The 23,506-nt window shown below is 73.2% G+C and carries 18 protein-coding genes; 3 read left to right on the top strand and 15 right to left on the bottom strand.

All coding sequences use genetic code 11. The features are described from left to right. Positions 1–143 precede the first annotated feature (143 nt). The 3 genes from ABZ371_RS05925 to ABZ371_RS05915 all read right to left on the bottom strand — a co-directional run bounded on the left by ABZ371_RS05925 (position 144) and on the right by ABZ371_RS05915 (position 3,133). A complete protein-coding gene (locus ABZ371_RS05925; protein WP_358674059.1) occupies positions 144–794 on the bottom strand; it encodes a hypothetical protein in 651 nt (216 codons plus the stop codon). A 150-nt stretch (positions 795–944) separates the two neighbouring features. Beyond that, positions 945–1,658, bottom strand: a complete 714-nt coding sequence (locus ABZ371_RS05920; RefSeq protein ID WP_358674054.1) for a GntR family transcriptional regulator — start codon at positions 1,656–1,658, stop codon at positions 945–947. A gap of 71 nt (positions 1,659–1,729) precedes the next feature. After that, the gene (locus tag ABZ371_RS05915) at positions 1,730–3,133 is read right to left on the bottom strand and encodes an aspartate aminotransferase family protein (RefSeq protein WP_358674052.1); all 1,404 of its coding nucleotides are present in this window, start codon (positions 3,131–3,133) and stop codon (positions 1,730–1,732) included. A gap of 389 nt (positions 3,134–3,522) precedes the next feature. On the opposite strand from ABZ371_RS05915, the gene ABZ371_RS05910 reads away from it, so the two are divergent. Next, positions 3,523–5,436, top strand: a complete 1,914-nt coding sequence (locus tag ABZ371_RS05910) for a serine/threonine-protein kinase (RefSeq protein ID WP_358674049.1) — start codon at positions 3,523–3,525, stop codon at positions 5,434–5,436. A 292-nt stretch (positions 5,437–5,728) separates the two neighbouring features. On the opposite strand, the gene ABZ371_RS05905 is transcribed toward ABZ371_RS05910, so the two are convergent. Further along, positions 5,729–6,625 carry a glycoside hydrolase family 19 protein gene (locus ABZ371_RS05905; RefSeq protein ID WP_358674046.1) on the bottom strand — a complete coding sequence of 299 codons (897 nt, stop codon included), beginning with the start codon at positions 6,623–6,625 and terminating at the stop codon, positions 5,729–5,731. A gap of 239 nt (positions 6,626–6,864) precedes the next feature. Further along, positions 6,865–7,716 (bottom strand): glycoside hydrolase family 19 protein, encoded by an 852-nt coding sequence (locus tag ABZ371_RS05900; protein ID WP_358674057.1) that lies wholly within the window; start codon positions 7,714–7,716, stop codon positions 6,865–6,867. A gap of 373 nt (positions 7,717–8,089) precedes the next feature. Between ABZ371_RS05900 and ABZ371_RS05895 the strand changes: the two genes are divergently transcribed. Then, positions 8,090–10,435, top strand: coding sequence for a serine/threonine-protein kinase (locus ABZ371_RS05895; RefSeq protein WP_358674043.1), 2,346 nt, complete (start codon positions 8,090–8,092; stop codon positions 10,433–10,435). Positions 10,436–10,515: 80 nt separating this feature from the next. Here ABZ371_RS05895 and ABZ371_RS05890 read toward each other — a convergent pair whose 3' ends face one another. Further along, positions 10,516–11,799 (bottom strand): adenylosuccinate synthase, encoded by a 1,284-nt coding sequence (locus ABZ371_RS05890; protein ID WP_358674040.1) that lies wholly within the window; start codon positions 11,797–11,799, stop codon positions 10,516–10,518. Between the two features lie 186 nt (positions 11,800–11,985). Between ABZ371_RS05890 and ABZ371_RS05885 the strand changes: the two genes are divergently transcribed. Further along, positions 11,986–12,834, top strand: coding sequence for a diacylglycerol kinase (locus ABZ371_RS05885; RefSeq protein ID WP_358674038.1), 849 nt, complete (start codon positions 11,986–11,988; stop codon positions 12,832–12,834). A gap of 198 nt (positions 12,835–13,032) precedes the next feature. On the opposite strand, the gene ABZ371_RS05880 is transcribed toward ABZ371_RS05885, so the two are convergent. The 9 genes from ABZ371_RS05880 to fbaA all read right to left on the bottom strand — a co-directional run bounded on the left by ABZ371_RS05880 (position 13,033) and on the right by fbaA (position 23,356). Then, complete coding sequence (locus tag ABZ371_RS05880; RefSeq protein WP_358674035.1) at positions 13,033–14,238, bottom strand: cytochrome P450; 1,206 nt, start codon at positions 14,236–14,238, stop codon at positions 13,033–13,035. A gap of 9 nt (positions 14,239–14,247) precedes the next feature. Next, positions 14,248–14,913 (bottom strand): response regulator transcription factor, encoded by a 666-nt coding sequence (locus ABZ371_RS05875; protein WP_358674032.1) that lies wholly within the window; start codon positions 14,911–14,913, stop codon positions 14,248–14,250. Continuing rightward, on the bottom strand, positions 14,910–16,232 hold the full coding sequence (locus tag ABZ371_RS05870) for a histidine kinase (protein ID WP_358674029.1): 1,323 nt from the start codon (positions 16,230–16,232) through the stop codon (positions 14,910–14,912). The genes ABZ371_RS05875 and ABZ371_RS05870 overlap by 4 nt, the downstream gene beginning before the upstream one ends. Positions 16,233–16,341: 109 nt before the next feature. Beyond that, complete coding sequence (locus ABZ371_RS05865) at positions 16,342–17,217, bottom strand: alpha/beta hydrolase (protein WP_358674026.1); 876 nt, start codon at positions 17,215–17,217, stop codon at positions 16,342–16,344. Between the two features lie 697 nt (positions 17,218–17,914). Next, positions 17,915–19,117: a kynureninase gene (gene kynU / locus ABZ371_RS05860; protein WP_358674023.1), complete on the bottom strand. Its 1,203-nt coding sequence runs from the start codon at positions 19,115–19,117 to the stop codon at positions 17,915–17,917. Then, positions 19,110–19,958 (bottom strand): tryptophan 2,3-dioxygenase family protein, encoded by an 849-nt coding sequence (locus ABZ371_RS05855; protein ID WP_358674020.1) that lies wholly within the window; start codon positions 19,956–19,958, stop codon positions 19,110–19,112. The genes kynU and ABZ371_RS05855 overlap by 8 nt, the downstream gene beginning before the upstream one ends. A 153-nt stretch (positions 19,959–20,111) precedes the next feature. After that, on the bottom strand, positions 20,112–20,525 hold the full coding sequence (locus tag ABZ371_RS05850; protein ID WP_358674018.1) for a DUF3151 domain-containing protein: 414 nt from the start codon (positions 20,523–20,525) through the stop codon (positions 20,112–20,114). Between the two features lie 3 nt (positions 20,526–20,528). Continuing rightward, positions 20,529–22,022 (bottom strand): MFS transporter, encoded by a 1,494-nt coding sequence (locus tag ABZ371_RS05845; protein ID WP_358674015.1) that lies wholly within the window; start codon positions 22,020–22,022, stop codon positions 20,529–20,531. A gap of 302 nt (positions 22,023–22,324) precedes the next feature. Continuing rightward, positions 22,325–23,356, bottom strand: a complete 1,032-nt coding sequence (gene fbaA / locus ABZ371_RS05840) for a class II fructose-bisphosphate aldolase (RefSeq protein ID WP_358674012.1) — start codon at positions 23,354–23,356, stop codon at positions 22,325–22,327. Between the last annotated feature and the right edge of the window lie 150 nt (positions 23,357–23,506).

Here is a 23,506-nt window from a genome sequence, read left to right as displayed (position 1 = left end):
ACGGCCGGGGGACCATACGGCCGGCCCTCCGGCGCGGCGGCCCCCCGGCCGCGGGCCGGAGGGCCGGGCCGGCGGCCCGGGGGCCGGTCAACCGTTAAGCCGGTCAACCGCTCAGCTGCTCAGCTGCTCAGCTGCTCAGCTGCTCAGCTGAAGATGATCATCGATCCCTGGGCCAGGCTGCGCGTGGCAGCCGCGTGCAGGCCCAGCCAGACGTGGCGCTCGCGGGCGAACGGGCTGTCGTCGTACGGCAGCGTGCCGGCCGGCTCCTCCAGCGTGGTCGGGCCCGCGGGCGGATGCGGGGCGGCCGGCGGGTTGGCCGGATCGATGCCGATGGACGGCCCGACGAACTCCAGTTCCCGCAGCAGGCCGTGCGAGGATCCCAGCGGCCCGCCGCCCTCCAGCAGCCGGGCGCCGGAGAGCGGGGCCGGGAAGTCGAGCGGGACGTACGCACCGGCATGGTCGTAGTGCCACACCAGGTGTGACTGCTGGGCACCCTGTTCGAACATCTCCAGCAGCTGCTCGTAGTCCCCGCCCAGCTCGTCGACGGGCGTGACGGCGAGCCCGCTCAGCTGGAGCAGGTAGGCGCGGCGCAGGAAGTGCAGGGCGTCGTAGTCGAATCCGGCGACCGGGGCCACGTCCCCCGTGAGGCCCGGCATGTAGGCGTAGACGGGGACGGGGGGCAGCCCGGCGTCGCTCAGCGCCTCGTCGTAGATGGCGATCTCTTCGGCGAAGGGGTTGTCGGGGCTGTGGCACAGCACATCGACGAGGGGGACCAGCCACAGGTCACAGGCCACGAAGTCTCGCTTTCCCACGGGTTCGTGCGGTGGTCGGGACAGCGTAGTGCGGCCGGCACCCCGCGCACAGGGCGCGGTCCTGACCGCGCCCGGTCCACAGGCGGCCGGGCAGGCGGGCGAGGGAGCGGACCGGGTGGACGGGCGGCGTCCTCAGCCGTGGCCGGGGTGCGGTGGATCGCCGGCCGCCAACCGGTCCGCCCAGTCGAAGCCGTGCGCGTAGTAGCTGTCGAGCACCGCGCGCACCGCCTCCCCGTCGGCGGCGATGATCGCCTCGACCAGCTCCTGGTGGCCGCTCCACAGCCAGTCCCGTACGTCGGCGTCCCCGCGCAGGTAGGGAACGGAGAACACCCACGCCTGTACCCGGATGCGGTGGAGGAAGTCGGTGAGATAGACGTTGCCGATGACCGCGCCCAGCTCCCGCCAGAAGCGCAGGTCGTAGCCGATGAGTATGTCGAGGTCGCCGGAGCGCGCCGCCCGGGCGGCCTCCTCGGCCCGGCGGCGTACGGAGACCAGGGCGGCGTGGTGGGCGCCGAGCACCTCCGACGCCGTGCCGCTGCCGTCGAAGATCCGCCGGAACGCGCCGTCTATGACGAGGGCGCGTGCCTCCACCATCGACCGGTAGTCGGCGACGGTGAACTCCCGGACGCGGAAGCCGCGGTGCTGGTCGGATTCCAGCAGCCCCTGCGCCGAGAGGTCGAAGAGTGCCTCCCGGACGGGCGTCGCGGACACCCCGTACTGTTCGGCGATCTGCTTGACGGTGAATTCCACGCGCGGCCGGAGCCGCCCCGCGAGCACCTCGTCACGCAGCGCGCCGGCGATCTGCTGCCGCAGTGTGTTGCGGGTCACCCCTCCGCGCGCGCTCATGACGCTCCTCCGTTCTCGGCTTGGGTCACCTTAAGCCAGGAGGTATGCCCGGTTCCGGGCACGGTGGGGCGTCATGCGTGGTGCGTACCGGGGGAGCCGCCGGACCGGTTCCGGACGGTGTGCTCGTCGGCGACCGAGAGGGCCGCGTCGAGGGCCGCCAGCCCTTCCCGGGCCTCGGCCTCGGTGATGTTGCAGGCGGGCACGACGTGGGTGCGGTTCATGTTGACGAAGGGCCACAGACCGTTCTTCTTGCACGCGGCGGCGAAGGCGGCCATGGGGGCGTTCGCCTCGCCGGTGGCGTTGTAGGGAACCAGCGGCTCGCGCGTCTCCCTGTTCCGGACCAGCTCCAGCGCCCAGAAGGCACCGACGCCCCGGACCTCGCCGACGGACGGGTGACGCTCCGCGAGCTGCCGCAGACCGGGTCCTAGGACGTGTTCGCCGAGGTGCGCGGCGGCCTCGACGATCTTCTCCTCCTCCATGACCTGGATCGTGGCCACGGCGGCGGCGCAGGCCAGCGGGTGGCCGGAGTAGGTGAGCCCGCCGGGGTACGGGCGGGTCTCGAAGGTCGCGGCGATCTCGGCGTTGATCGCGACGCCACCGAGGGGGACGTAACCGGAGTTGACACCCTTCGCGAAGGTCAGCAGGTCGGGGACGACGCCGTCGTGGTCGGCGGCGAACCACCGCCCGGTGCGTCCGAAGCCGGCCATCACCTCGTCCAGGACGAAGACGATCCCGTACCGGTCGCAGATCTCGCGCACGCCCGCGAGATAGCCGGGCGGCGGGACCATGATGCCGGCCGTGCCGGGGATCGTCTCCAGGACGACGGCGGCGACGGTCGACGGGCCCTCGAAGGCGAGTGTGTCCTCGAGGTGCTGGAGTGCGCGGGCGCACTCCTCCGCCTCCGTCGAGGCGTGGAAGGGCGAGCGGTAGAGGAACGGCGCCCAGAAGCGGACGACGCCCGCCGAGCCGGTGTCGGACGCCCAACGGCGTGGGTCACCGGTCAGGTTGATCGCGGTGGAGGTGGCGCCGTGGTACGAGCGGTAGGCGGAGAACACCTTCGTGCGCCCGGTGTGCACGCGGGCCATCCGGACCGCGTTCTCGACCGCCTCGGCACCGCCGTTGGTGAAGAAGATCTTGTCCAGGTCTCCGGGGGTCCGCTCGGCGATGAGCCGCGCGGCCTCGGAGCGCGCCTCGACGGCGAACGCGGGAGCGAAGGTGATGAGCCTGCCCGCCTGTTCCTGGACGGCGGCCACGACGGCGGGGTGCTGGTAGCCGATGTTGGTGAAGACGAGGCCGCTGGTGAAGTCCAGGTAGCGGTTGCCGTCGTAGTCCCAGAAGTGGGCGCCCTCGGCGCCGGCCACGGCGAGTGGGTCGATCAGGCCCTGGGCGGACCAGGAGTGGAACACGTGCGCGCGGTCGGCGGCCTTCACGGCGGCACCGGCGGCGGAGTCGACGTACGGGGCATGAGGGGTCATGCGGCGAGCGTAGGCGGCGGGTCGGGGGGCGCTCCATGGCCACTGTGTATGGCATGGGGCGCCGGGTTCGGCAGGGTGTCGGGTCCGCCGCTCGCCGGCGGCGTGGCACCTCGGCGGCCCTCGGGAGGCGGGCCGCCGTCCGGGCGGATTCTCATAGCCGTCCCCGGCCGCTTCCTCATGGCCGTCCCCTGCCGCTCCCTCGTGGCCTTCCCGGGCGCCCTCCGCGCCGAATTTCCCGCCCGGGCCGGGAGCTCCGGGGCGGGACGACGGCCGGGTCCCCGCCGACGGGTACCGGCCGGGGCCGGCAAGGGAACAGCCCCCCGGCGGGGCGGGGGCCGCCGCTATTCTCGACCACGGCTCACCACGGCCGTACGGGGGAGGAAGCGCACATGGAGAAGCTGGGTTCCGGCGATCCGCGACGCATCGGCAACTACCGCCTGCTGGGGCGTCTCGGCGCAGGCGGGATGGGCCAGGTCTTCCTGGCCCGCTCCGACCGCGGGCGCACGGTCGCCATCAAACTGGTCCGTCCGGATCTCGCGCAGGAGCAGCAGTTCCGTGACCGCTTCCGGGCGGAGGTCCAGGCGGCCCGGCAGGTCGGCGGTCCCTGGACCGCTCCGGTCCTCGACGCGGACATCGACGCGGCGGTGCCGTGGGTCGCCACCGGCTATGTGGCGGGCCCCTCCCTGGCCCGGATCGTCTCGGGGCCCCCGGACTCGCCGGCGGCCGGGGCGGGCGCGTACGGTCCACTGCCCGAACGGTCCGTGCGCGTCCTGGGTGCCGGGCTCGCGAGTGCCCTGCAGGACATCCACCGGGCCGGTCTCGTCCACCGCGACCTGAAGCCGTCCAACGTCCTGATGACGATCGACGGCCCGCGGGTCATCGACTTCGGCATCGCGCGGGCCCTGGACACCGCCGCCGACGGTGGTCTGACCCGCACCGGTGCGCTGATCGGTTCCCCCGGCTTCATGGCACCGGAGCAGGTGCGCGGCGAGCGTGTGACCCCCGCGTGCGACGTCTTCTGCCTCGGCTCCGTACTGGCGTACGCCGCCACCGGCCGGCTCCCGTTCGGCAACGCGGACAGCGGGGTCCACGCGCTGATGTTCCGCATCACCCAGGAGGGCCCCGACCTCACCGGCGTCCCCGCGGACCTGGTCGGGCTGGTCCGGGACTGCCTGGCGAAGCATCCGGCCGCGCGGCCTTCGACGGGCGCCGTCCTGGAGCGGCTCGGCGATCCGGACACCGCGGAACCCTGGTTGCCCGGCGCACTGATCGCCCAACTGGGGCGGCATGCGGTGGAGTTGCTGGACTCGGAGGACCCCGAGGGCCTGGCCGCGCCCGAAGGAGGCCCACGGCGGGATCCGTCCGCCCCGCCCGCTCCGGCAGCCCCCGCCGCACCGTCCACCCCGCCGGCTCCGGCCCCCGCCGCACCGCCGGCCCCCCCCGCCCCCTCAGCCGGTGCCGTCCACGCCCGGCCCACCTCGGCCGGCTTCCCCGCACGCCCACCGCGGCCCGCCGCCCAGCCCTCGTACGGCTACCCGCGGCAGCCCGGCTCCCAGCCCGCCTACGGCTATCCGCGGCAGCCCGCCCCGCAGCCCGCCTACCGTCACCCTCCGCAGCAATCCGCCCCGGGACACGGCGGTTTCGGTCCCACACCGCCGTACGGCCCGTTCCCGCCGCACCCGGCCGCCGTCGCACCCGCGTCCGCACCGGGGCGCCGGCGGACGGCGGGCCCGACGGTGCTGCTGACCGCGGTCGCGCTGGTCGTCGCGGTAGGGGCGGGCTGGTCCGTCTACGCCTTCATGCGAAACGACGCCGGACACGGCACGGCCTCCCCCACTCCGACCACGGCCACGACCCGCACGCCCTCCGCCGGCACGGAGGACGCCGGCAGGGACGGGTCCGGCCCGTCACCGGCTCCCTCCGAGAACGGGAAGAGCACCGAGGGTGCGGTCCCCGGGGGGTACCTGGGCTCCTGGTCGGGCTCCATCGGCAGCGGCGCGGCACGATCCACCCGTGAACTGGTCATCCGGCAGGGTGAGGTCGGGGACACGATCCTGTCCCTCACCGCCGAGGGCCCGCTCGGCACCGGCGGCTCCTACCGCTGCGTCTTCCGGGCGGCCCTCCAGTCGGCGCCCTCATCCGGCGCCGAGGTCCGCGTCGGCCCCTCCGAGGTCACCGTGGGCGAACCCATGTCGTCGTGCACCCCGGGCAGACCGACCGTCCTGAGCCTGCTCCCCGACGGGACCCTGCGCCGGCAGATCCCGGAGACCGGCGAGAGCCTGACCTACACGAAGACGGGCTGAAGCGGGCCACGCGCGCGCACCGCAGGCCGCCCCCGTCGGACCGGGTCCCGGAGCCCTAAGGCCCCCGTAGTCACCGGGCCGGGAACCCCCGAGAGCACGGCAGCTCAGGCCGCGGGGTCCACGGCCCCGAGCGCCGGCCACAGGTCGTACCGGGCGCTGGGAGTCCGGAGCGGCGGGCGGCCCAGGTCGATCAGGGCGGGCCGTACCTCGGTGCTAACGGGAAAGGGGTCAGGGGGCGGGGGGCGCCCCGCCCCCCGGCCCCCCCCGCCCCCTGACGTGGGTGGTGCGGTGTTCAGCAGCTCAGGTTGGAGCCGGGGGTGGTACCGAGGATCTGGACGAACGCCCGGTACTTGTCGATGCGGCTCTGCACCTGTGCCGGGTTGCCGCCGTTGCACTCGATGCTGCCGTTGATCGAGCGGATCGTCTGGCCGAAGCCGGCGCTGTTGACCATGGCGTTGTGGGGCGTCATGGTGCCGGGGCCGCTCTGCGTGTTCCAGTACCAGAGGCCGGTCTTCCAGGCGATGGCGGCGTTCTGCTCCACCTGCCAGGGGTTGCCCAGGAGGTCGATGCCCAGCGCGTCGCCGGCGGCCTTGTAGTTGAAGTTCCAGCTGAGCTGGATCGGTCCCCGGCCGTAGTAGGCGGCCTGGCCGGCCGGGCAGCCGTAGGACTGGCTGGTGTCGCAGTAGTGCGGGTAGTTGGCGGTGTTCTGCTCCACGATGTGGACCAGGCCCCCGGTCTCATGGCTGACGTTCGCGAGGAACGCGGCCGCTTCCTGCTTCTTGACCGTGTCGCTGCCGGTCTTGGCGAAGCCCGGGTAGGCGCTCAGGGCCGCGGTCAGGCCGCTGTACGTGTAGAAGGAGTTCCGGTTCGGGAACATCTGGTTGAACTGGGCCTCGCTGACGACGAATCCCGACGGGTTCGGCAGACCCGGGTCCGTGCCGCCACCGCTCGTGCCGCAGGTGCCCTGGTCGGCCCACACGTCCACCGTGCCCGGCTTCTCGTTCTGCGTCCACCACTTCGCGGACCAGTTGTGCCCGTTGTACGAGGCGGAGTTGCCGCCCCAGTAGACGGAGGAGGAGTTCCATGCGGGGGCGCAGGTGGCCGCCGATGCGGTGGCCGCGGGCAGGAAGACGAGCGTGGCGACGAGCGCGCCCAGCGCGGTCAGCAGGCTCAGTACACGTTTGATCACGTGATCACTCCTTCGGCGCGGCGCTGCCGGAGCGGGTGCGCCGCCATGGGGGGTGCACCCACTCAAGCGATAGTGGTCTGAACCTGTCAAGGTCTAGACCAAGTTGGGTTTGCCTGACGGTTGTTCGCACGGCTGACGCGCGGGACGGCGAGCGCCCCCGGAAGGAGCCGGCTCCCCCGGTCACTTCCGGGGCAGCCGGCTCCGGCGCGTCCGGCAGGTGAGTCCCGCCCCCGGCCTGCTCAGCAGGTGAGTCCGGACCCCGGCGCCGTCCCGATGATCCCGGTGATCCGCTCGTACCTGGCGACCCGTGCCGCCACCGAACCTGGATTGCCGCCGTCGCACTCCAGCGCCCCGTTGAGCGACCGGATCGTCTCACCGAAGCCGGCACCGCCCACCATGGCGTCGTGCGAGGTCATCGTGCCGGGACCGTTCTGCGTGTTCCAGTACCAGAGGGCCGTCCGCCAGGCCACCGAGGCGTCCCGTTCCACCAGCCACGGATCGTTCAGCAGGTCGAGGCCGAGGGCGTCACCCGCCGTCTTGTAGTTGAAGTTCCAGCTGAACATGATCGGGCCCCGGCCGTAGTACGCCGTCTGCCCGGCGGGACAGCCGTACGGCTGGCTGTAGTCGCACTTGCGCCAGTAGTTGGCCTCGTTGATCTCCTTGACGTACTTCAGCCCGACGGACTCGAAGTCCGCGTGCGTCAGGAAGGCGGCCGCCTCCCGGGCACGCGTCTGCGGAGTGCCGGTGTTCGCGAAGCGCGGGTAGGCGTGCAGCGCGTCGATCAGCCCCTGGTACGTGTAGAAGGGGTGCCGGTCAGGGAAGACGGCGTCGAACTGGGCTTCGCTGATGACGAAGTCCGAAACCCCTCCCGCACAGGCCCCCCGGTCCGCCCAGACGGAGGTGGCGCCCGGATTCTCGTTCCGCGTCCACCACCTGGCGTCCCAGTTGCGTCCGTGGTGCGAGACGGTGCCGCCCGCCGTGTAGGCGGTGATGCTGCTCCACAGGGGCGCGCACACCGGGGCGTCGCCCGCGGGCCCGGCCGCCGTGGCGGCGCCCGGGAGGAAGGCGGCCGTGGCGACGACGGCACTCAGTACGGTCAGGAACCTCTTGACGCGTTTCAGCGCTGCTCACTCCTTCGGTGCGGCGCGCCGAGCACCCCGGCGGCCCGACGTGACGTGCCGGACACTGAATCCGAATGGTCTGGACCTGTCAAGACGGCGCTCGGGCCCAAGGCGCGTGCGCAGCAGGCGCGTCGGGGCTGTGGAAACATCCCTTCGGGGTCCGGCCCGCCACGCGTACGGCCCTCACGCCCCCGCCGGCGGCGGTCGGCGACCGCCCGCCCGGGAGGCACGGCCGGCGCCGCGAAGGTCCGCGGCCACGGCAACGCCACCGCACGGTAACGGAACGGCACCACAGCGAACCGTACGGGCACCCCGGCCACGGCGCCTGTGCGAGGATCCGAAGGTGGATCAGCTGACTCATGACGACCCGTCACACATCGGCCCGTACCGCTTGCTCGCCCGCCTGGGCGCGGGAGGCATGGGCGAGGTGTACCTGGCACGTTCCGCGGGCGGACGGACCGTCGCCGTGAAGCTCGTACGCTCCGAACTCGCCACGGAGCCGGAGTTCCGCACGCGCTTCGCACAGGAGATCGCGGCGGCCCGCCGTGTCGGCGGGCTGTGGACCGCGGCCGTGCTCGACGCGGACACCGACGCCCCGGCGCCCTGGGTCGCGACGGCCTACGTTCCCGGCCCGTCGCTGCACGCGGTGCTCGCCGAACGGTCCGAGCCGCTGCCGGGACGCTCGGTGGGCATCCTCGCCCACCGGCTCGCCCAGGCGCTGACCGCGGTGCACGCCGCGGGCCTGATCCACCGCGACCTCAAGCCCGCCAACGTCCTGGTGACGATCGACGGGCCGCGCGTCATCGACTTCGGCATCGCCAGAGCCCTGGACGCGGTGACCGCCGACGGCAAACTGACCCGGACCGGGGCGGTGATCGGCTCACCCGGCTACATGTCGCCCGAGCAGGTGCGGGGCGAGGCGCTCACTCCCGTCAGCGACGTCTTCTCGCTGGGTTCGGTACTGGCGTTCGCCGGTACCCGCCGGCATCCGTTCGGCTCCTCCGAGAGCAGCATGCACGCCGTCATGTTCAGGATCGCGCAGGAGGAGCCCGACCTGACGGGCCTTCCCGAGAGCCTGACCGAACTGGTGGGGGCCTGTCTGGCCAAGGACCCGGCCGACCGCCCCACGCCGGCCGAGGTCGTCTCCCGCACGCGGGAGCCGGCCGGTGACACCGAACCGTGGCTGCCGGCCGCCCTGATCGCCGACCTGGGCCGCAAGGCCGCGGAGCTGCTGGACTCCGACGGCCCCGGGCACCGGGTACCTGCCCGCCCCGCCGCTCCGCCGGCCGGTGCGACGCCACCGCCGACCGGAGCGGTACCTCCACTCCCCGCCGCGCCTCCCACGCCACTGCCTTCCGCTCCGCCGACACCTCCGCCCTCCGCCGCTCCCACACCCCTCGCGGCGGCGGCGCCCACGCCCCCGCCACCCACCGCGCCACCGCTCGCCCCGGCCGCGGCGACCCCGCCGCCGCCCACCGTGCCACCGGCGTCGTCGTCGAACCAGGCCACCCCGTCCGTGACCCCGTCCGCCGCCCCGCCGGCCGTGGCACCCGGTTCGGCCACGCCCTCGGCCTCGCCCGCCGGGCCCGGGGCGACCCCGGCACCCGCCGACACGCCGGAACCCACCCCGACGCCCGGCCCCGCGGCCCCGCCCGCCCAGCTGGGGGTGTTCGGCGCCCCCCTGTCGGCCCCCACCGGCCCCGGTCCGCACGGAACCGGCCCGCACGGAGCAGGTCCGCACGGAACCGGCCCGCGGCACCCCGCCCCCCGCCGCCGCCGCACCGCCCTCCTCGTCACGGCGTCCGTCGCCGTCGTCGCCCTGCTCGCGGGCGGCATCACGTACGCCGCGATGACCTCGGGCCAGGACAGGGCGGACGACAAGCACACGGGTGCCCGAACCGCCGGCACCGGGGCGAGGAGCGAGAAGCCCTCCGCCGAACCGTCCACCGGCGACGCCCCGTCGTCGGACCCCTCGGCCGATCCGTCCGCAGCCGTGGAGGGCGTCATCGGCAAGGAGTACCTGGGCACGTGGGAAGGCACCGGCAAGGACAGCGAACAGCGGGCCGTCTCCTACCGCCGCGTCACGATCACCCAGGGCGGCGTGGGCGCCGACGTTGCTTCGACGTTCGACTCGTTCGACGACGAGCTGTGCACGGGCGCCGCCGAGCTCGTCTCCTTCGACAACCTGATGGTGCTGGAGTCCAGGGCGCTCACCTCCGTCCCCGAGGAGTCGTGCTCCGACGGGGGCCGGCAGACGATCCGGGCCGCCGGCGACGGCACGCTCATCTGGACCGACGACGACGGCGAGACCGCGGTCCTCACCAGGAGCGTGCGGAACGCCACGCCCATCCCCGCGGGCTTCCTCGGGACGTGGGAGTACGTGGAGACGGGCGGCTCGCCCTCCCCCGACAGGACGACGCTGGTGCTCAGCCAGGGCGCCTACGGCGAGGTCGTCGGCAGGTACACCAGCGACGGGCCCGCCTACCACTGCGAGGAGGAGAGCGTCCTCGTCCACGCGGACAGCAAGGAGCTGCGGCTCGGCCCGCAGGCCGTGACGGCTGCCGAGCCCGAGGACAAGTGCGAGGGCGGGGGGACGCGGACGGTGCAGATGAAGGGTGCCGACGGCCTCTCCATGACCTGGGTGGGTTCGGAGGACGACGCTCCGGCCACCTTCCGGCGCGCGGACTGACACCGGAGCACACGCGTGAGGCCCCCGGCGGACACGTCGCCGGGGGCCTCACGCACGCTCGGCGAGGGAGCACGCGCCTCCTAGAGGAAGGAGTTGATCTCGATGGTCTCGGTGCGGCCGGGGCCGACACCGATGGCGGAGATCGGGGCGCCGGACATCTCCTCCAGCGCCTTGACGTACGCGCGCGCGTTCTTCGGCAGATCGTCGAAGGTCTTGGCCTTCGTGATGTCCTCGGACCAGCCCGGCAGCATCTCGTAGATCGGCTTCGCGTGGTGGAAGTCGGTCTGGCTGTACGGGAGCTCCTCGACGCGCTTGCCGTCGATCTCGTACGCCACGCACACCGGGATCTGCTCCCAGCCGGTCAGCACGTCCAGCTTCGTGAGGAAGAAGTCCGTGAGGCCGTTGACCCTGGTCGCGTAGCGCGCGATCGGGGCGTCGAACCAGCCGCAGCGGCGGTCGCGGCCGGTCGTGACGCCGCGCTCGCCCCCGATGCGGCGCAGCGCCTCACCGTCCTCGTCGAGAAGTTCGGTCGGGAAGGGTCCGGCCCCCACGCGCGTGGTGTAGGCCTTGAGGATGCCGATGACCCGGCTGATCTTCGTCGGGCCGACACCGGATCCGGTGCAGGCTCCGCCGGCGGTCGGGTTCGACGAGGTGACGAAGGGATACGTGCCGTGGTCGACGTCCAGCAGCGTGCCCTGGCCGCCCTCGAAGAGGACGACCTTGCCCTCGTCGATGGCGTTGTTCAGGATCAGAGTCGTGTCGGCGACGTACGGCTTGATCTGCTCCGCGTACTGGAGCATCTCCTCGACGATCTTCCCCGACTCGATCGCGCGCCGGTTGAAGACCTTGGCCAGGAGCTGGTTCTTCTGCTCCAGCGCCGCTTCGACCTTCTGCACGAGGATCGACTCGTCGTAGAGGTCCTGGACCCGGATGCCCACCCGGTTGATCTTGTCGGCGTAGGTGGGGCCGATGCCGCGTCCGGTCGTACCGATCTTGCGCTTCCCGAGGAAGCGTTCCGACACCTTGTCGACGGTGACGTTGTACGGAGTGATCAAATGAGCGTTGCCACTGATCAGGAGCTTGGACGTGTCGACGCCTCGCTCGTTGAGACCGCTCAGCTCGGAGAGCAGGACCGCCGGGTCGACGACGACGCCGTTACCGATGACCGGGGTGCACCCCGGTGACAGGATGCCGGACGGGAGGAGATGCAGTGCGTACTTCTGGTCGCCTACGACGACCGTGTGGCCGGCATTGTTGCCGCCCTGGTAACGCACCACGTAGTCGACGGAGCCACCGAGGAGGTCGGTGGCCTTCCCCTTGCCCTCGTCACCCCACTGAGCACCGAGCAGCACAAGTGCGGGCACAGGCGTACACCCCTTCCGGGCGGGGCATGTCCAAGGTCAGGGGGCGTACGTAAAAGTCGTACCTGCCGCACGACGATGTACGGCACAGCCTGAGCCGTCGAACCGGGTGCCCCGGAATAGACGAAGCCCCTGGCGCAATAGCGCAAGGGGCTCTTGCACCAAGATGCTACCCGAGGAAGGACCGAGGTGTCGGCTGCAGAGCCCCCCGGCGACGGCGACCACCAGCTACTCGTGCTCATCGACCCCCTCGCCCGGCGTTTCGACGGCGAGTCCGTCCGCATCGCGAAGGACGTGCTGAGCGCCGGTTCCCACGCGAAGATCTGTCTCCCGGACGGCCCCGACGAGTTCGCCAGGGCCCTGTCGAGGCGGGGCGGCAGGCGGCCGGTGGTCGTCGGCGACGACCACGCGCTGCTGCGCGCCGTGGCCCAGCTGCACCGGGAGCGGGAGCTCGTGGACAGCACGCTCTCCCTGATCCCGGTCGGAGCGCCGCACACGGTCGAACTCGCTCACGCGCTGGGCGTGCCCAGGGGCGCGGTGGCGGCGGCCCGCACGGCGCTCGACGGGGCGGCACGCCGTCTGGACCTGCTGGTCGACGACAGCGACGGAGTCGTGCTGGGCGACCTGCGCATCCCGGCCTCCGGCGCGTCCCCGGGTTCGGCGGCGCCGCACACGGTCTGGGACACCTGCCGGACGCTGGTGGCCGCCCTGGTCCGCCCCGCCCCGGCCTCCGCCTCCTCACCGCCCCGCGCCCAACGGCTCCGCGTCGAGGCCGACGGGGTCCTGCTGAACGACCTGGACCGGCCGGTCGAGGGCGTCTCGGTGACGGCCCAGGGAGACGGCGGCCTGGCGGACGTGGTGATCCACACGACGTCCGGGGAGCTGCTCAGGGCGGAGGCGAAGGCGGTCACCGTCTGCGGCCCGGACTTCCGCTACCGCGCGGACATACAGGTCGCGGGTCCGGTCCGGACCCGCACCTGGACCGTGCGTGCGGGGGCGTGGGGGCTGGTGCTCCCGGTGGAACCGGCCGCGGGATGAGGCGGGCCGCCCGGGACTCCCCCGGCGACCGGCTGCCCCACGCCCCTCCCGGTGACCGCCCGGCCCGCGCCCGCCGGGCGGACTGCCGTCTCACCCCCGCCGAGCGGACTGCCGTCTCGCCGTCCGCCGTCCACCGCCCGGCGGTACGGCGCCGTCCCCGCTGACCGGCCACCGGCCTCCCGGCCCCGTGCCCCCGTCTCAGATCTCGACCAGCAGCTCCCGCAGCCCCCGGATCACGTACCCGGGCTTCCACTCCGGCTCAGCCGCCAGCCGCATACCGGGCGCCCTGCGCAGTAGTTCCCCGAACGAGGCGGCCATCTCGACGCGGGCCAGCGGGGCGCCCAGGCAGTAGTGGATACCCGCGCCGAACGAGATGTGCGGGTTGTCCCGCCGGGACAGGTCCAGCGTCTCCGCGTCGGCGAAGCGTTCCGGGTCCCGGTTGGCCGACCCGAAGAGCAGCGCCACCTGGGAGCCGCGCCCGATGACGGTGCCGTCGATCTCGATGTCGTCCAGGACCCACCGCGCGAACATGGGCACCGGCGTGTCGTAGCGCAGCAGCTCCTCCAGAGCGGTCGGCAGCAGACTGTGGTCGGCCCGCAGGGCCGCCAGCTGTCCGGGGTGGCGGAAGAGCGTCCACCAGCCGTTGGCGGTGGCGTTGACGGTCGCCTCGTGGCCGGCGTTCAGCAGCAGCACGCAGGTGGAGACGATCTCCTGCTCGGTCAGCCGGTCCTCGTCGTCGTGCGCGGCGATGAGGGCGGAGATCAGGTCCGGACCGGGGTCACCCCGCCGCACGGTGATCAGCCCGCGCAGGTAGGCGGAGAACTCCTGTGAGGCCCGCACGGCGGCCTGGGCCGTCTCCTCGTCCGGGTTCAGCTCGAACATCCCGCAGATGGCCGCCGACCAGGGCCGCAGCAGCCCCCGGTCGGCCTCGGGGACACCGAGCATCTCGGCGATGACGGCCACGGGCAGCGGTTCGGCCACCGAGGCGAGCAGGTCGCCGCCGCCCGCCGCCACGAAGTCCTCGACGAGGGCGGCCGCCGTCCGCTCCACGGACGGGGTGAGCATTTCGACCCTGCGCGGGGTGAACGCCTTGGCGACGAGCCGCCGGATACGGGTGTGGTCGGGAGCTTCCAGGTCGAGGATGCCCTGCCCGTTGAGGGTGTGGAACGGCTCGTGGGCGGCGGGCGGCGCCGCCAGGCCGAACTCGTCGTGGGTGAAGCGGTGCAGGTAGGTCCGGCCCAGGCGCCGGTCGCGCAGCAGCCCGGACACCTCGGAGTGGTGCGGGACGAGCCACTGCCGGGCCGGCTCGAAGTAGTGCGCCCGGCCGGTGGCGCGCAGAGCGGCGTAGGCGGGGTACGGATCGGCGACGAACGCCGGGGACCAGGGGTCGAAGGACACGTGCATGGGCCGACGCTATCCGGGGGTGACCAGCCTCGCCTCGTACGCGAACACCGCCGCCTGGGTGCGGTCGCGCAGGCCCAGTTTCACCAGGATGCGGCTGACGTGCGTCTTGATCGTCGACTCGGCGACCACCAGGTGCGAGGCGATCTCGAGGTTCGACAACCCCTGGGCGATCAGCACGAGCACCTCGGTCTCCCGCTCGGTGAGGTCGCCGATCCTGGCCATGGTGGGCGGCCTGGGCGTCTCGGCGATCCTGGAGAACTCGGTGATCAGTCGCCGGGTCACGGTCGGTGCGAGGAGCGCCTCGCCGGAGGCCACGATCCGTACGCCGTCGGCGAGCTGCCGAGCCGAGGCGTCCTTGAGCAGGAAGCCGGAGGCGCCGGCGCGCAGCGCCTGGTACACGTACTCGTCGAGGTCGAAGGTGGTCAGCACGAGGACCTTGGCGTCCGCGTCGGCGGCGACGATCTGCCGGGTCGCCTCGATGCCGTTCAGCTCGGGCATGCGGATGTCCATCAGCACCACGTCGGGGCGCAGGGCGGCGACCTGCGTGACGGCCTGGCGGCCGTCGACCGCCTCCCCGACGACCTCGATGCCGGGCATCGCGTTGAGCAGGACGGAGAAGCCCTCGCGGACCATCATCTGGTCGTCGACGATCAGGACGCGGATGGTGTCGCTCATGCCGTACCGCCCTTGGTGGTGGCCTCGGCCGCCGGCACGGGGAGGAACACGGCGACCTCGAAGCCGCCGTCCTCCGTCACCTCGGCGGTCATCTCCCCGTTCAGCATCGCGACCCGCTCCCGCATCCCCGTGATCCCGTGCCCGGCACCCGGCGAGGGCTTGACCAGCCCCCTGGCGGGCCCGTTGACGACGCGCAGCCCCAGCCCGCCGAGCACGTGGCCGATCTCCACCTTCGCGGTGGCGCCGGGTGCGTGCCGGAGCGTGTTGCTCAGCGCCTCCTGCACGATCCGGTACGCCGACAGCTCGACGCCCTGCGGCAGTTCACGCACCGCGCCGGTGACCGTCTTGTCCACCTCCAGGCCCGTTTCGCGCACGTTGGCCAGCAGCCGGTCGACGTCGGCGAGTGTCGGCTGCGGGGCGTCCGGCGCCTCGTAGTCCTCCGCCCGGACGACCCCGAGGACACGGCGGAGCTCGGTGAGGGCGGCCACGGCGTTCTCCCGAATGGTGACGAAGGCCTGCTCCAGCTCGGGCGGCGGGTTCTCCACCCGGTAGGGGGCGGCCTCCGCCTGGATCGCGACGACGGACATGTGGTGGGCGACGACGTCGTGCAGCTCACGGGCGATGGTGGTGCGCTCCTCAAGAAGCGTGCGCCGGTCGCGTTCCACGGCGGTGACGGTGCGCTGCACGGTCACCTCGCGCTGGGCCTCGCGGCGGGTCTGCACGACCGTCACGACGAGGAGGGCGACGGCGGACGTGAAGATCATGCCGCCGTTGGTGGAGGAGGGGCTCCACCCGCCGACGTTCTCCAGGAAGGAGCCGGTCAGCAGGGTGATCAGCCACATCCAGGCGGCCGTACGCGGCCTGGTCCGTGCCGCGACGACGACGAGCACGCCCAGGTGGCACACGAAGGCGGGCGGCGACCACGGCCAGTCCCCGCCGCCCACCACGGCCACCACGGGGGTCGAGACGATCGACACCCAGAAGGCGAGCACGGGGCGGATCAGCGTCATCAGCAGCGCGGCGACGGGTACGAACGCGGTGATGACCGTTTCGATCCCGAACGGCGAGTAGGTGTTGGCCGAGAAGACCCCGGCCATCAGGCAGAACAGCGCGACCGCGGCCACCACCGCGTGCGGGAACCAGACGGCCCGCTTGCGGAGCGCCTCGGGGAGCCGGCGGATCACCGGGCCGTCCGTGCCCAGCGGCCCCAACGGACGGTAGTCGAGCACATGGTGGAAGAGGTCCTGCCGCAGGCCGCCTATCGCCCCTGCGGCCAGCCGGTACTCCGGGCTTCTGGTCTTCGTCTGGGTCACGCTCACACGGTAGGTGGCACCCTGCCCCCCGGGCGTCAGCAGTGATGCTGATCCCGCGCCGTCCGTCGCAAGTACTACCGGGCCGACCGGGCGATCCCCTCGGCGGGAGGCGGTACTACCAGGCCAGCTGGGCGATCTCCTCGGCCACCACCGCGCAGGCGTCCGCCGACGGGTCGATGAGCGGGAAGTGGCCCACGCGGTCCAGCAGCGTCAGCCCCACCACCTCTCCGGCCTTGGCCGCGGCGTCCACGAACGCCTCCGTGACGGCCGGGGGCACGGTGAGGTCGCAGGCGCCCTGGACGACCGCCGTCGCGATTCCGGTGGGCAGGAGCAGGGCGGGATCGACGTGCGCGCCGCGCTCCGCGAGCCTGTCGTCCCCTCCCAGCAGTTGCCGCACGGCTCCGGAACAGACGTCGCGCTCGACCGCGCTCGCGAAGTCCCCGATCGGGGCCAGCGCGACGACACCGCGCAGCGGTGGCGGTGCGGGCAGCCGCCACGGCGAGCCCGCCGGGAGGACGTGCCTGGCGGCTGCCCACAGGGCGAGCTGCCCGCCCGCCGAGTGCCCGGTGACGACGGTCCTGCGCAGGTCGGCCTGCGGGAGTTCCCGGGCCGCGAGCACGGGAAGGGCGTCCATCGCCGCGGCCACGTCGTCGAACGTGTCCGGCCAGCGCCCGGCGGCCGGCCGGTCCGTGTCCGCCTCGTGGCCGTCTCCGCCACGCCGGTACTCGACGCTCGCCACGGCGAGACCGCGCCGGGCCAGGAAGTCCGCGAACGGCGACACGTGGGCCCGGTCGTACGCGGCCCGCCAGGCCCCGCCGTGCAGGACGACGACGAGCGGGGCTCCGTCCCCGCCGTCGCGCGGCGCGAAGAAGTCGATCACCTGGTCGGGATGGCTGCCGTAGGCCGCGGAACGGTCGGGCGCGATCGCCGGACGCCCGAACACCGACTCGGTCTCGGCGGCTTCCTGATCACGCGCGGCAGAATCCGACATGCTGCTCCACCCGTCCTGCGAAAGTACTACTGGCTCGACCTGCGGGGACGGTACCAGCACCACGGACCGGCGACGGACGGGGCGTCACCTGGCGACCCCGCGGACCGGCGGACGAGGCGTCACCTACCGGGTGGGGCGGCCGGCGGGCGGAGCGTCACCTACCGGGAGGGCGGTCCGACGGACGGGGCGTCACCTGGCGGTTGGGCGACCGGGGCCGACGGGACGTCGCTCGCGCGGCACGCCACCCGCCGCCAACGGCGGCCACCTCTCGGCGAGTCGCACGGCCGGTGCCGGTGCCAGGACCGCTCCGGCCGGGGGCAGCACCACCCGAACCGGGGCCGGCCCCGCCGCGCACCACCACCAGCCGCACGGCGCCCGCGAACCCGCACACCGCGACGACCGTTCCCCGTCCGCCGACGACCGCCGCGCTCCGGTGGGCCCACGCGTGGGCCCGGGGCATCGCAGGAGCAGCAGCGCCGGAGCGAGGCCCGGCAGCGACAGCGCGGAGGAGGCCGCCGTCCCCCTCCGCCGGCCCGTGCGCCCGCCCTCGGCCTACCCGTGACCGGGCCGACCCGGGCGCCCGCCCGTGACCGGGCCCTCGCTCCGGCAACGCGCCCCGCTCCGTGAACAGCGCCCACCCACCCGGGCCGGCGCTCCCACCCGTCCGGGCCGGCGCGCCTGCCCGATCGGCCGGGTACTACCGCCGGTGCTCCAGCACCTCCGCCAGGGTCCGTGCCGCTCGCTCCGCGTCCGCGAATCCGACGTACAGCGGGGTGAAGCCGAAGCGGAGGACGTCCGGCCGGCGCAGGTCGCCGATGACTCCGCGCCCGATGAGCGCGCGCATCACCGGCTCGGCCTCCGCGGGGTCCTGGCACCTCAACGACACCTGGCTGCCGCGTTCGGTGTGGGCGACCGGCGTGGCCGAGACGACCCGGCCCTCGGGGGCGTAGGCGTCGACGCACTCCAGGAAGAAGTCCGTCAGGGCCAGGGACTTGGCCCGCACGGCCTCGATGTCCACGCCCTCCCACACGTCCAGCGCCGCTTCGAGAGCCAGCATGGACAGGATGTCCGGGGTGCCGACCCGGCCGCGGACGGCACCGTCCGCCGGGGCGTAACCGGGGGTCATGCCGAACGGGTCGGCGTGCGACGTCCACCCGGGCAGGGGGGAGTCGAAGGCCGCCTGGTGGCGCTCGGCGACGTACAGGTAGGCCGGCGAGCCCGGGCCGCCGTTCAGGTACTTGTACGTGCATCCGACGGCCAGGTCCACGCCGTGCTCGTCCAGACCGACCGGCAGCGCTCCCGCGCTGTGGCACACGTCCCACACCGCGAGGGCGCCCGCCGCGTGCACGGCCGCGGTGAGTCCCGGCAGGTCGTGGAGCCTGCCCGTGCGGTAGTCGACGTGGTTGAGCAGCGCCACGGCCGTACGGGGGCCGAGGGCGGCCGGCACCTCGCAGGGGTCGACCGGGACGACCCGGTGCCCCGTCATCCGGGCCGCCGACCCGGCGATGTACCCGTCGGTGGGGAACGTCGTCGCGTCGACCAGGATCTCGTCGCGCCCGGGCCCGGCGAGGCGGCTCGCGGCGACCACGGCCTTGAAGACGTTCACGCTCGTGGAGTCACCCACCACGATCCGGCCGGGGGCAGCACCGACCAGCGGGGCGATGCGGTCGCCGATCCGCTCGGGCGCGGTCCACCAGCCGCTCTCGTCCCAGGAGCGGATGCGCAGCGCGCCCCACTCGCGGGTGATGACGTCCTGCATCCGTGCGGCGACGTGGCGGGGCAGCGCGCCCAGCGAGTTCCCGTCGAGGTACACGGTGTCGTCGAGGGCGAACAGGTCCCGGTGGGCGGCCAGTTCGTCGGCGGAGTCGAGCGCCTCTGCGCGCTCCCGCAGGTCAGACATGGCTCCGCGCCGTCCACAGCTCGGGGAAGACGCTCTTGGTGGCCCGCTTCTCCAGCCAGGCGACGCCGGCCGAACCCCCGGTGCCGGTCTTCGATCCCATCGCCCGCCGGGTGGCGGTGAGATGGTCGTTGCGCCAGCGCCAGACCAGTTCCCCGACGTCGGTCAGCACCTCGCCGAGCCGCACGAGTTCGTCGTTCTGGTCCGGGTTGGCGTAGATCTCCGCCCAGACGGCCTCGACCGCGGGGGACGGCTCGTACTTCTTCGAGAGGTCCCGGGTGAGCACCGACTGCGGGACGGCGTAACCCCGCCGGGCCAGCAGGGCGAGCGTCTCGTCGTACAGGCCGGGCTCCTGGAGGGCCTTCTCCAGCTCGGCGTGGACGCGGAGGGCGCCCCGGTGCGGCACGAGCATGGACGCCGACTTGTCGCCGAGGAGGAACTCCATCCGCCGGTACATCGCCGACTGGAATCCGGAGCCCTCACCGAGCGAGCCGCGGTAGGAGTTGAACTGTGCGGGGGTGAGGCCGGCCAGCGGCTTCCAGGAGGCGTTCAGCGCCTCCAGCTCCCGCAGCGAGCGCTTGAGCGCGTCGCGGGCCACCGGTACGCGGTCCTCGCGCAGGGCGTGCGCCGCCGTCTCCCACTCGTGGACGATGACCGTGAACCACAGCTCCATGACCTGGGTGGTCACCAGGAAGACCATCTCCCCGGGATCGTCGGAGCGAAGGTGCTGCAGGTGGGTCAGGACGTCCGCCTGGACGTAGTCCTCGTACGGAGTCGTTCCCGCGAAGTCCAGATGCGGGGTGTCCGCACCGGTGGCTTCGGGGTCGGGGTGGAATGTAGACATTTCTGTCTCCTCGACACGAGCTTCCGGGTAGCGGTCCGCCCCTTCCTGAGAGGTAGTGGAGCTCCGGTCCCCTGCCGGCATCCTAGACCGCTCGTGCCCGGCGTGCTCCGGACCCCACGGGCGACGGCCCGCGGGGCCCGGACGGCGGGCGGGTCAGCCCAGGGTGTCGGCGGCGGTCTGCGAGGAGTCCCGGAGGAAGGACGAGCACCGCTCGTACTCCTCCTGCTCCCCGATCGCCTGCGCGGCACGCGCCAGGGCGTGCAGCGCCCGCAGGAAGCCCCGGTTCGGCTCGTGCTCGAACGGCACCGGGCCGTGTCCCTTCCAGCCCGCCCGGCGCAGGGCGTCCAGACCGCGGTGGTAGCCGGTGCGGGCGTACGCGTACGACTCGACGACCCGGCCGCCCTCGTACGCCTCGTCGGCGAGCTGCGCCCAGGCCAGCGAGGACGTGGGGTACTTCGCCGCGACGTCGGCGGGCGCCGTGCCGGCCGCGAGCAGTTCGCGCGGTTCCGGATCGTCGGGCAGGTGGGTCGGGGCAGGGCCCCCGAGCAGGTTCTCGTGGATGGACATGGCTCAAGTGTGCCTGGGTCCGGGCCCCGGCTCCAAGGGAGGGGCGGTCACGCCGCAGTGCGTGGCGCACGCGGGCCGGGTCTCGCGCGCGGGGGGCCGCCCCGCCCGCAGCGTCCACCAGGCGATCACCGCGCCCGCCACCAGCAGCCCGGCACACATCGGCATCGCCCGCCGGAACGTCGCGGCGAACTCGTCCGCGTCCCGGTACGCCTCCGGGCCCATCCCGGCCAGCAGCGGCAGCGCGGCCACCGCGAGCAGCCCGGCGGCCCGCGCGGCCGCGTTGTTGATCCCGCTGGCGAGCCCCGCCCGCCCGGTGTCCACGGCGGCCAGCACCGTCGCGGTGAGCGGCGCGACCAGGGTGACCATGCCGAGTCCCAGCACCAGGACGGCCGGCAGCACGTCCCACGGGTACGAGGCTCCCGGGCCGACCCGCAGCATCAGCAGCATGCCGGTGGCCGCCAGCAGCGGGCCGGCGGTGAGGGGGATCCTGGGCCCGATACGCCGGCCGAGGTCGCCGGCGGACGCCGAGAAGAGCAGCATCAGGACGGTGGTCGGCAGCAGGGCGGTGCCCGCGCCGAGCGCCGAGTACCCGGCGACGACCTGGAGCTGGATCGCGGACAGGAAGAAGAAGCCACCCAGCGCCGCGTACACGCAGAACGTGACGACGTTGACGGCCGTGAACCGGCGGGACGCGAAGATCGACGGCGGCACCATCGGGTCCTCCCGCCGCCGCTCCACCCGCACGAAGAGGCCGCCGAGCAGCACCCCGGCGCACGCCGCCCCGATGACGAGCGGCGACGCGCCCCGCTCCGGCACCTCGATCAGCGCGTACGTGACCAGGGCCAGCGCGAGAGCGGCCAGCGCCGCGCCGAGCACGTCGAACCGGCCGTGGGCACCGGGCTCCCGCGACTCCGGCACGTGCCGGAGGGCGACGGGCACGCAGAGGGCGGCCGGCAGCAGGTTGAGCAGGAACACCCACCGCCAGCCGGGCCCGTCCACCAGCCAGCCCCCGACGAACGGGCCGAGCGCGGCACCGACCCCGCCGAACCCCGACCAGAGCCCCACGGCGCGGCCCCGGTCGTCAGGATGGAAGCCCGCCTGGATGATGGCCAGCGAACCGGGCGTCAGCAGCGCCCCTCCCACCCCTTGCAGCGCCCGGGCCGCGACCAGCACGTCCGCGTCCGGTGCGATCCCGCACAGCAACGAGGCCCCGGCGAACCAGACGACACCGACGACGAAGATCCGCCGCCTCCCGAACCGGTCACCGAGCGCACCCCCGAGCAGGATCAGCCCGGCCAGGGTGAGCATGTAGGCGTTGACGGTCCATTGCAGGGCGGCGAGGTCGGTGCCGAGGTCCGCACCGATACGGGGCAGGGCCACGTTGACGACCGTGGAGTCGAGCAGGGCCATGCTCGACCCGAGGACGGTGGTCAGGATCACCCAGCGCCCGGGCGCGGAGGCCACGCGGATGTCACCCTCGGCAGTCTTCTCGCCCATGCCCCCAGCATCGCGGCGGCCGTGCGCCGCGGCCACCCGGCCGGGCACGCCTTCCGGCCGCAGCCCCCGCTGACGCCGGCCGGCCGCACCCCGACGCGCTTCGTCCGGGGGCGGGCACGCGGGAGGGCCGACGGCCCTCAGCGCGCGCACGAGAGCCTGCGCCCCGAAGGTCTCCCCACCGCGACGGCCGTGGGCCCGGCCTCCCCGGAACGACAGGGAGACCGGGCCCACGAGCACGACCGTGACGCGCCGCACGCTTCGGCTACGTGCGTACCTCCGCCCGCGGCCGGGCGGCTTCGCGCTTACTTGATCCGGGTGCCCGAGGAGCGCAGGTTGGCGCAGGCCTCGGTGACGCGGGCGGCCATGCCCGCTTCGGCGGACTTGCCCCAGCTGCGCGGGTCGTAGACCTTCTTGTTGCCGACCTCGCCGTCGACCTTCAGGACACCGTCGTAGTTGCGGAACACGTGGTCCACGATCGGCCGGGTGAAGGCGTACTGGGTGTCGGTGTCGAGGTTCATCTTCACGACCCCGTTCTCCAGCGCCGTGGCGATCTCCTCGGCCGTGGAGCCGGAGCCGCCGTGGAAGACGAAGTCGAAGGGCTGGCTGCCCGCCGGCTTGCCGTACTTGCCCGCGACGCCTTCCTGGAGGTCCTTGAGGAGCTCGGGGCGCAGGACGACGTTGCCGGGCTTGTAGACGCCGTGGACGTTGCCGAAGGACGCGGCGAGCAGGTAGCGGCCCTTCTCGCCCAGGCCGAGCGCCTCGGCGGTGCGCAGGGCGTCGTCGACGGTCGTGTACAGCTCGTCGTTGATCTCGTGCGTGACGCCGTCCTCCTCACCACCGGTCGGGGTGATCTCGACCTCGAGGATGATCTTGGCAGCGGCGGCCTTGGCCAGCAGTTCCTGGCCGATGGCCAGGTTGTCGGCGAGGGTCTCGGCCGAGCCGTCCCACATGTGGGACTGGAAGAGCGGGTCGAGGCCCTTGGCCACGCGCTCGGCGGAGACGTCGAGCAGCGGACGTACGTAACCGTCCAGCTTGTCCTTGGGGCAGTGGTCGGTGTGCAGCGCGACCGTGATGTCGTACTTGGCGGCGACGATGTGCGCGAACTCGGCGAGGGCCACAGCGCCCGTCACCATGTCCTTGTTGTGCTGGCCGCCCAGGAATTCGGCCCCACCGGTGGAGATCTGGACGATGCCGTCGCTCTCCGCCTCCGCGAAGCCGCGCAGTGCAGCGTGCAGGGTCTGGGTCGACGTCACATTGATGGCCGGGTAGGCGAACTTGCCTGCCTTCGCCCGGTCGAGCATCTCGGCGTAGACCTCGGGGGTTGCGATGGGCATCTGTCCGCTCCTTGGGATGTGCGGGTGTGCAGTGCTTGGTCCCTGACCTGGGGGCGACGTCATCGTCGCCCCCATCTTCCCAGACTCTCGTCCCGGCTCCACCCTGCCCATCGCGTAGGGGGCCAGGTTTCACGTGAAACCTGGCCCCCT

The organism is Streptomyces sp. NPDC005899, from assembly GCF_040629645.1.
GTDB lineage: Bacteria > Actinomycetota > Actinomycetes > Streptomycetales > Streptomycetaceae > Streptomyces.
This window is presented reverse-complemented; position numbering and strand designations above follow the sequence as displayed.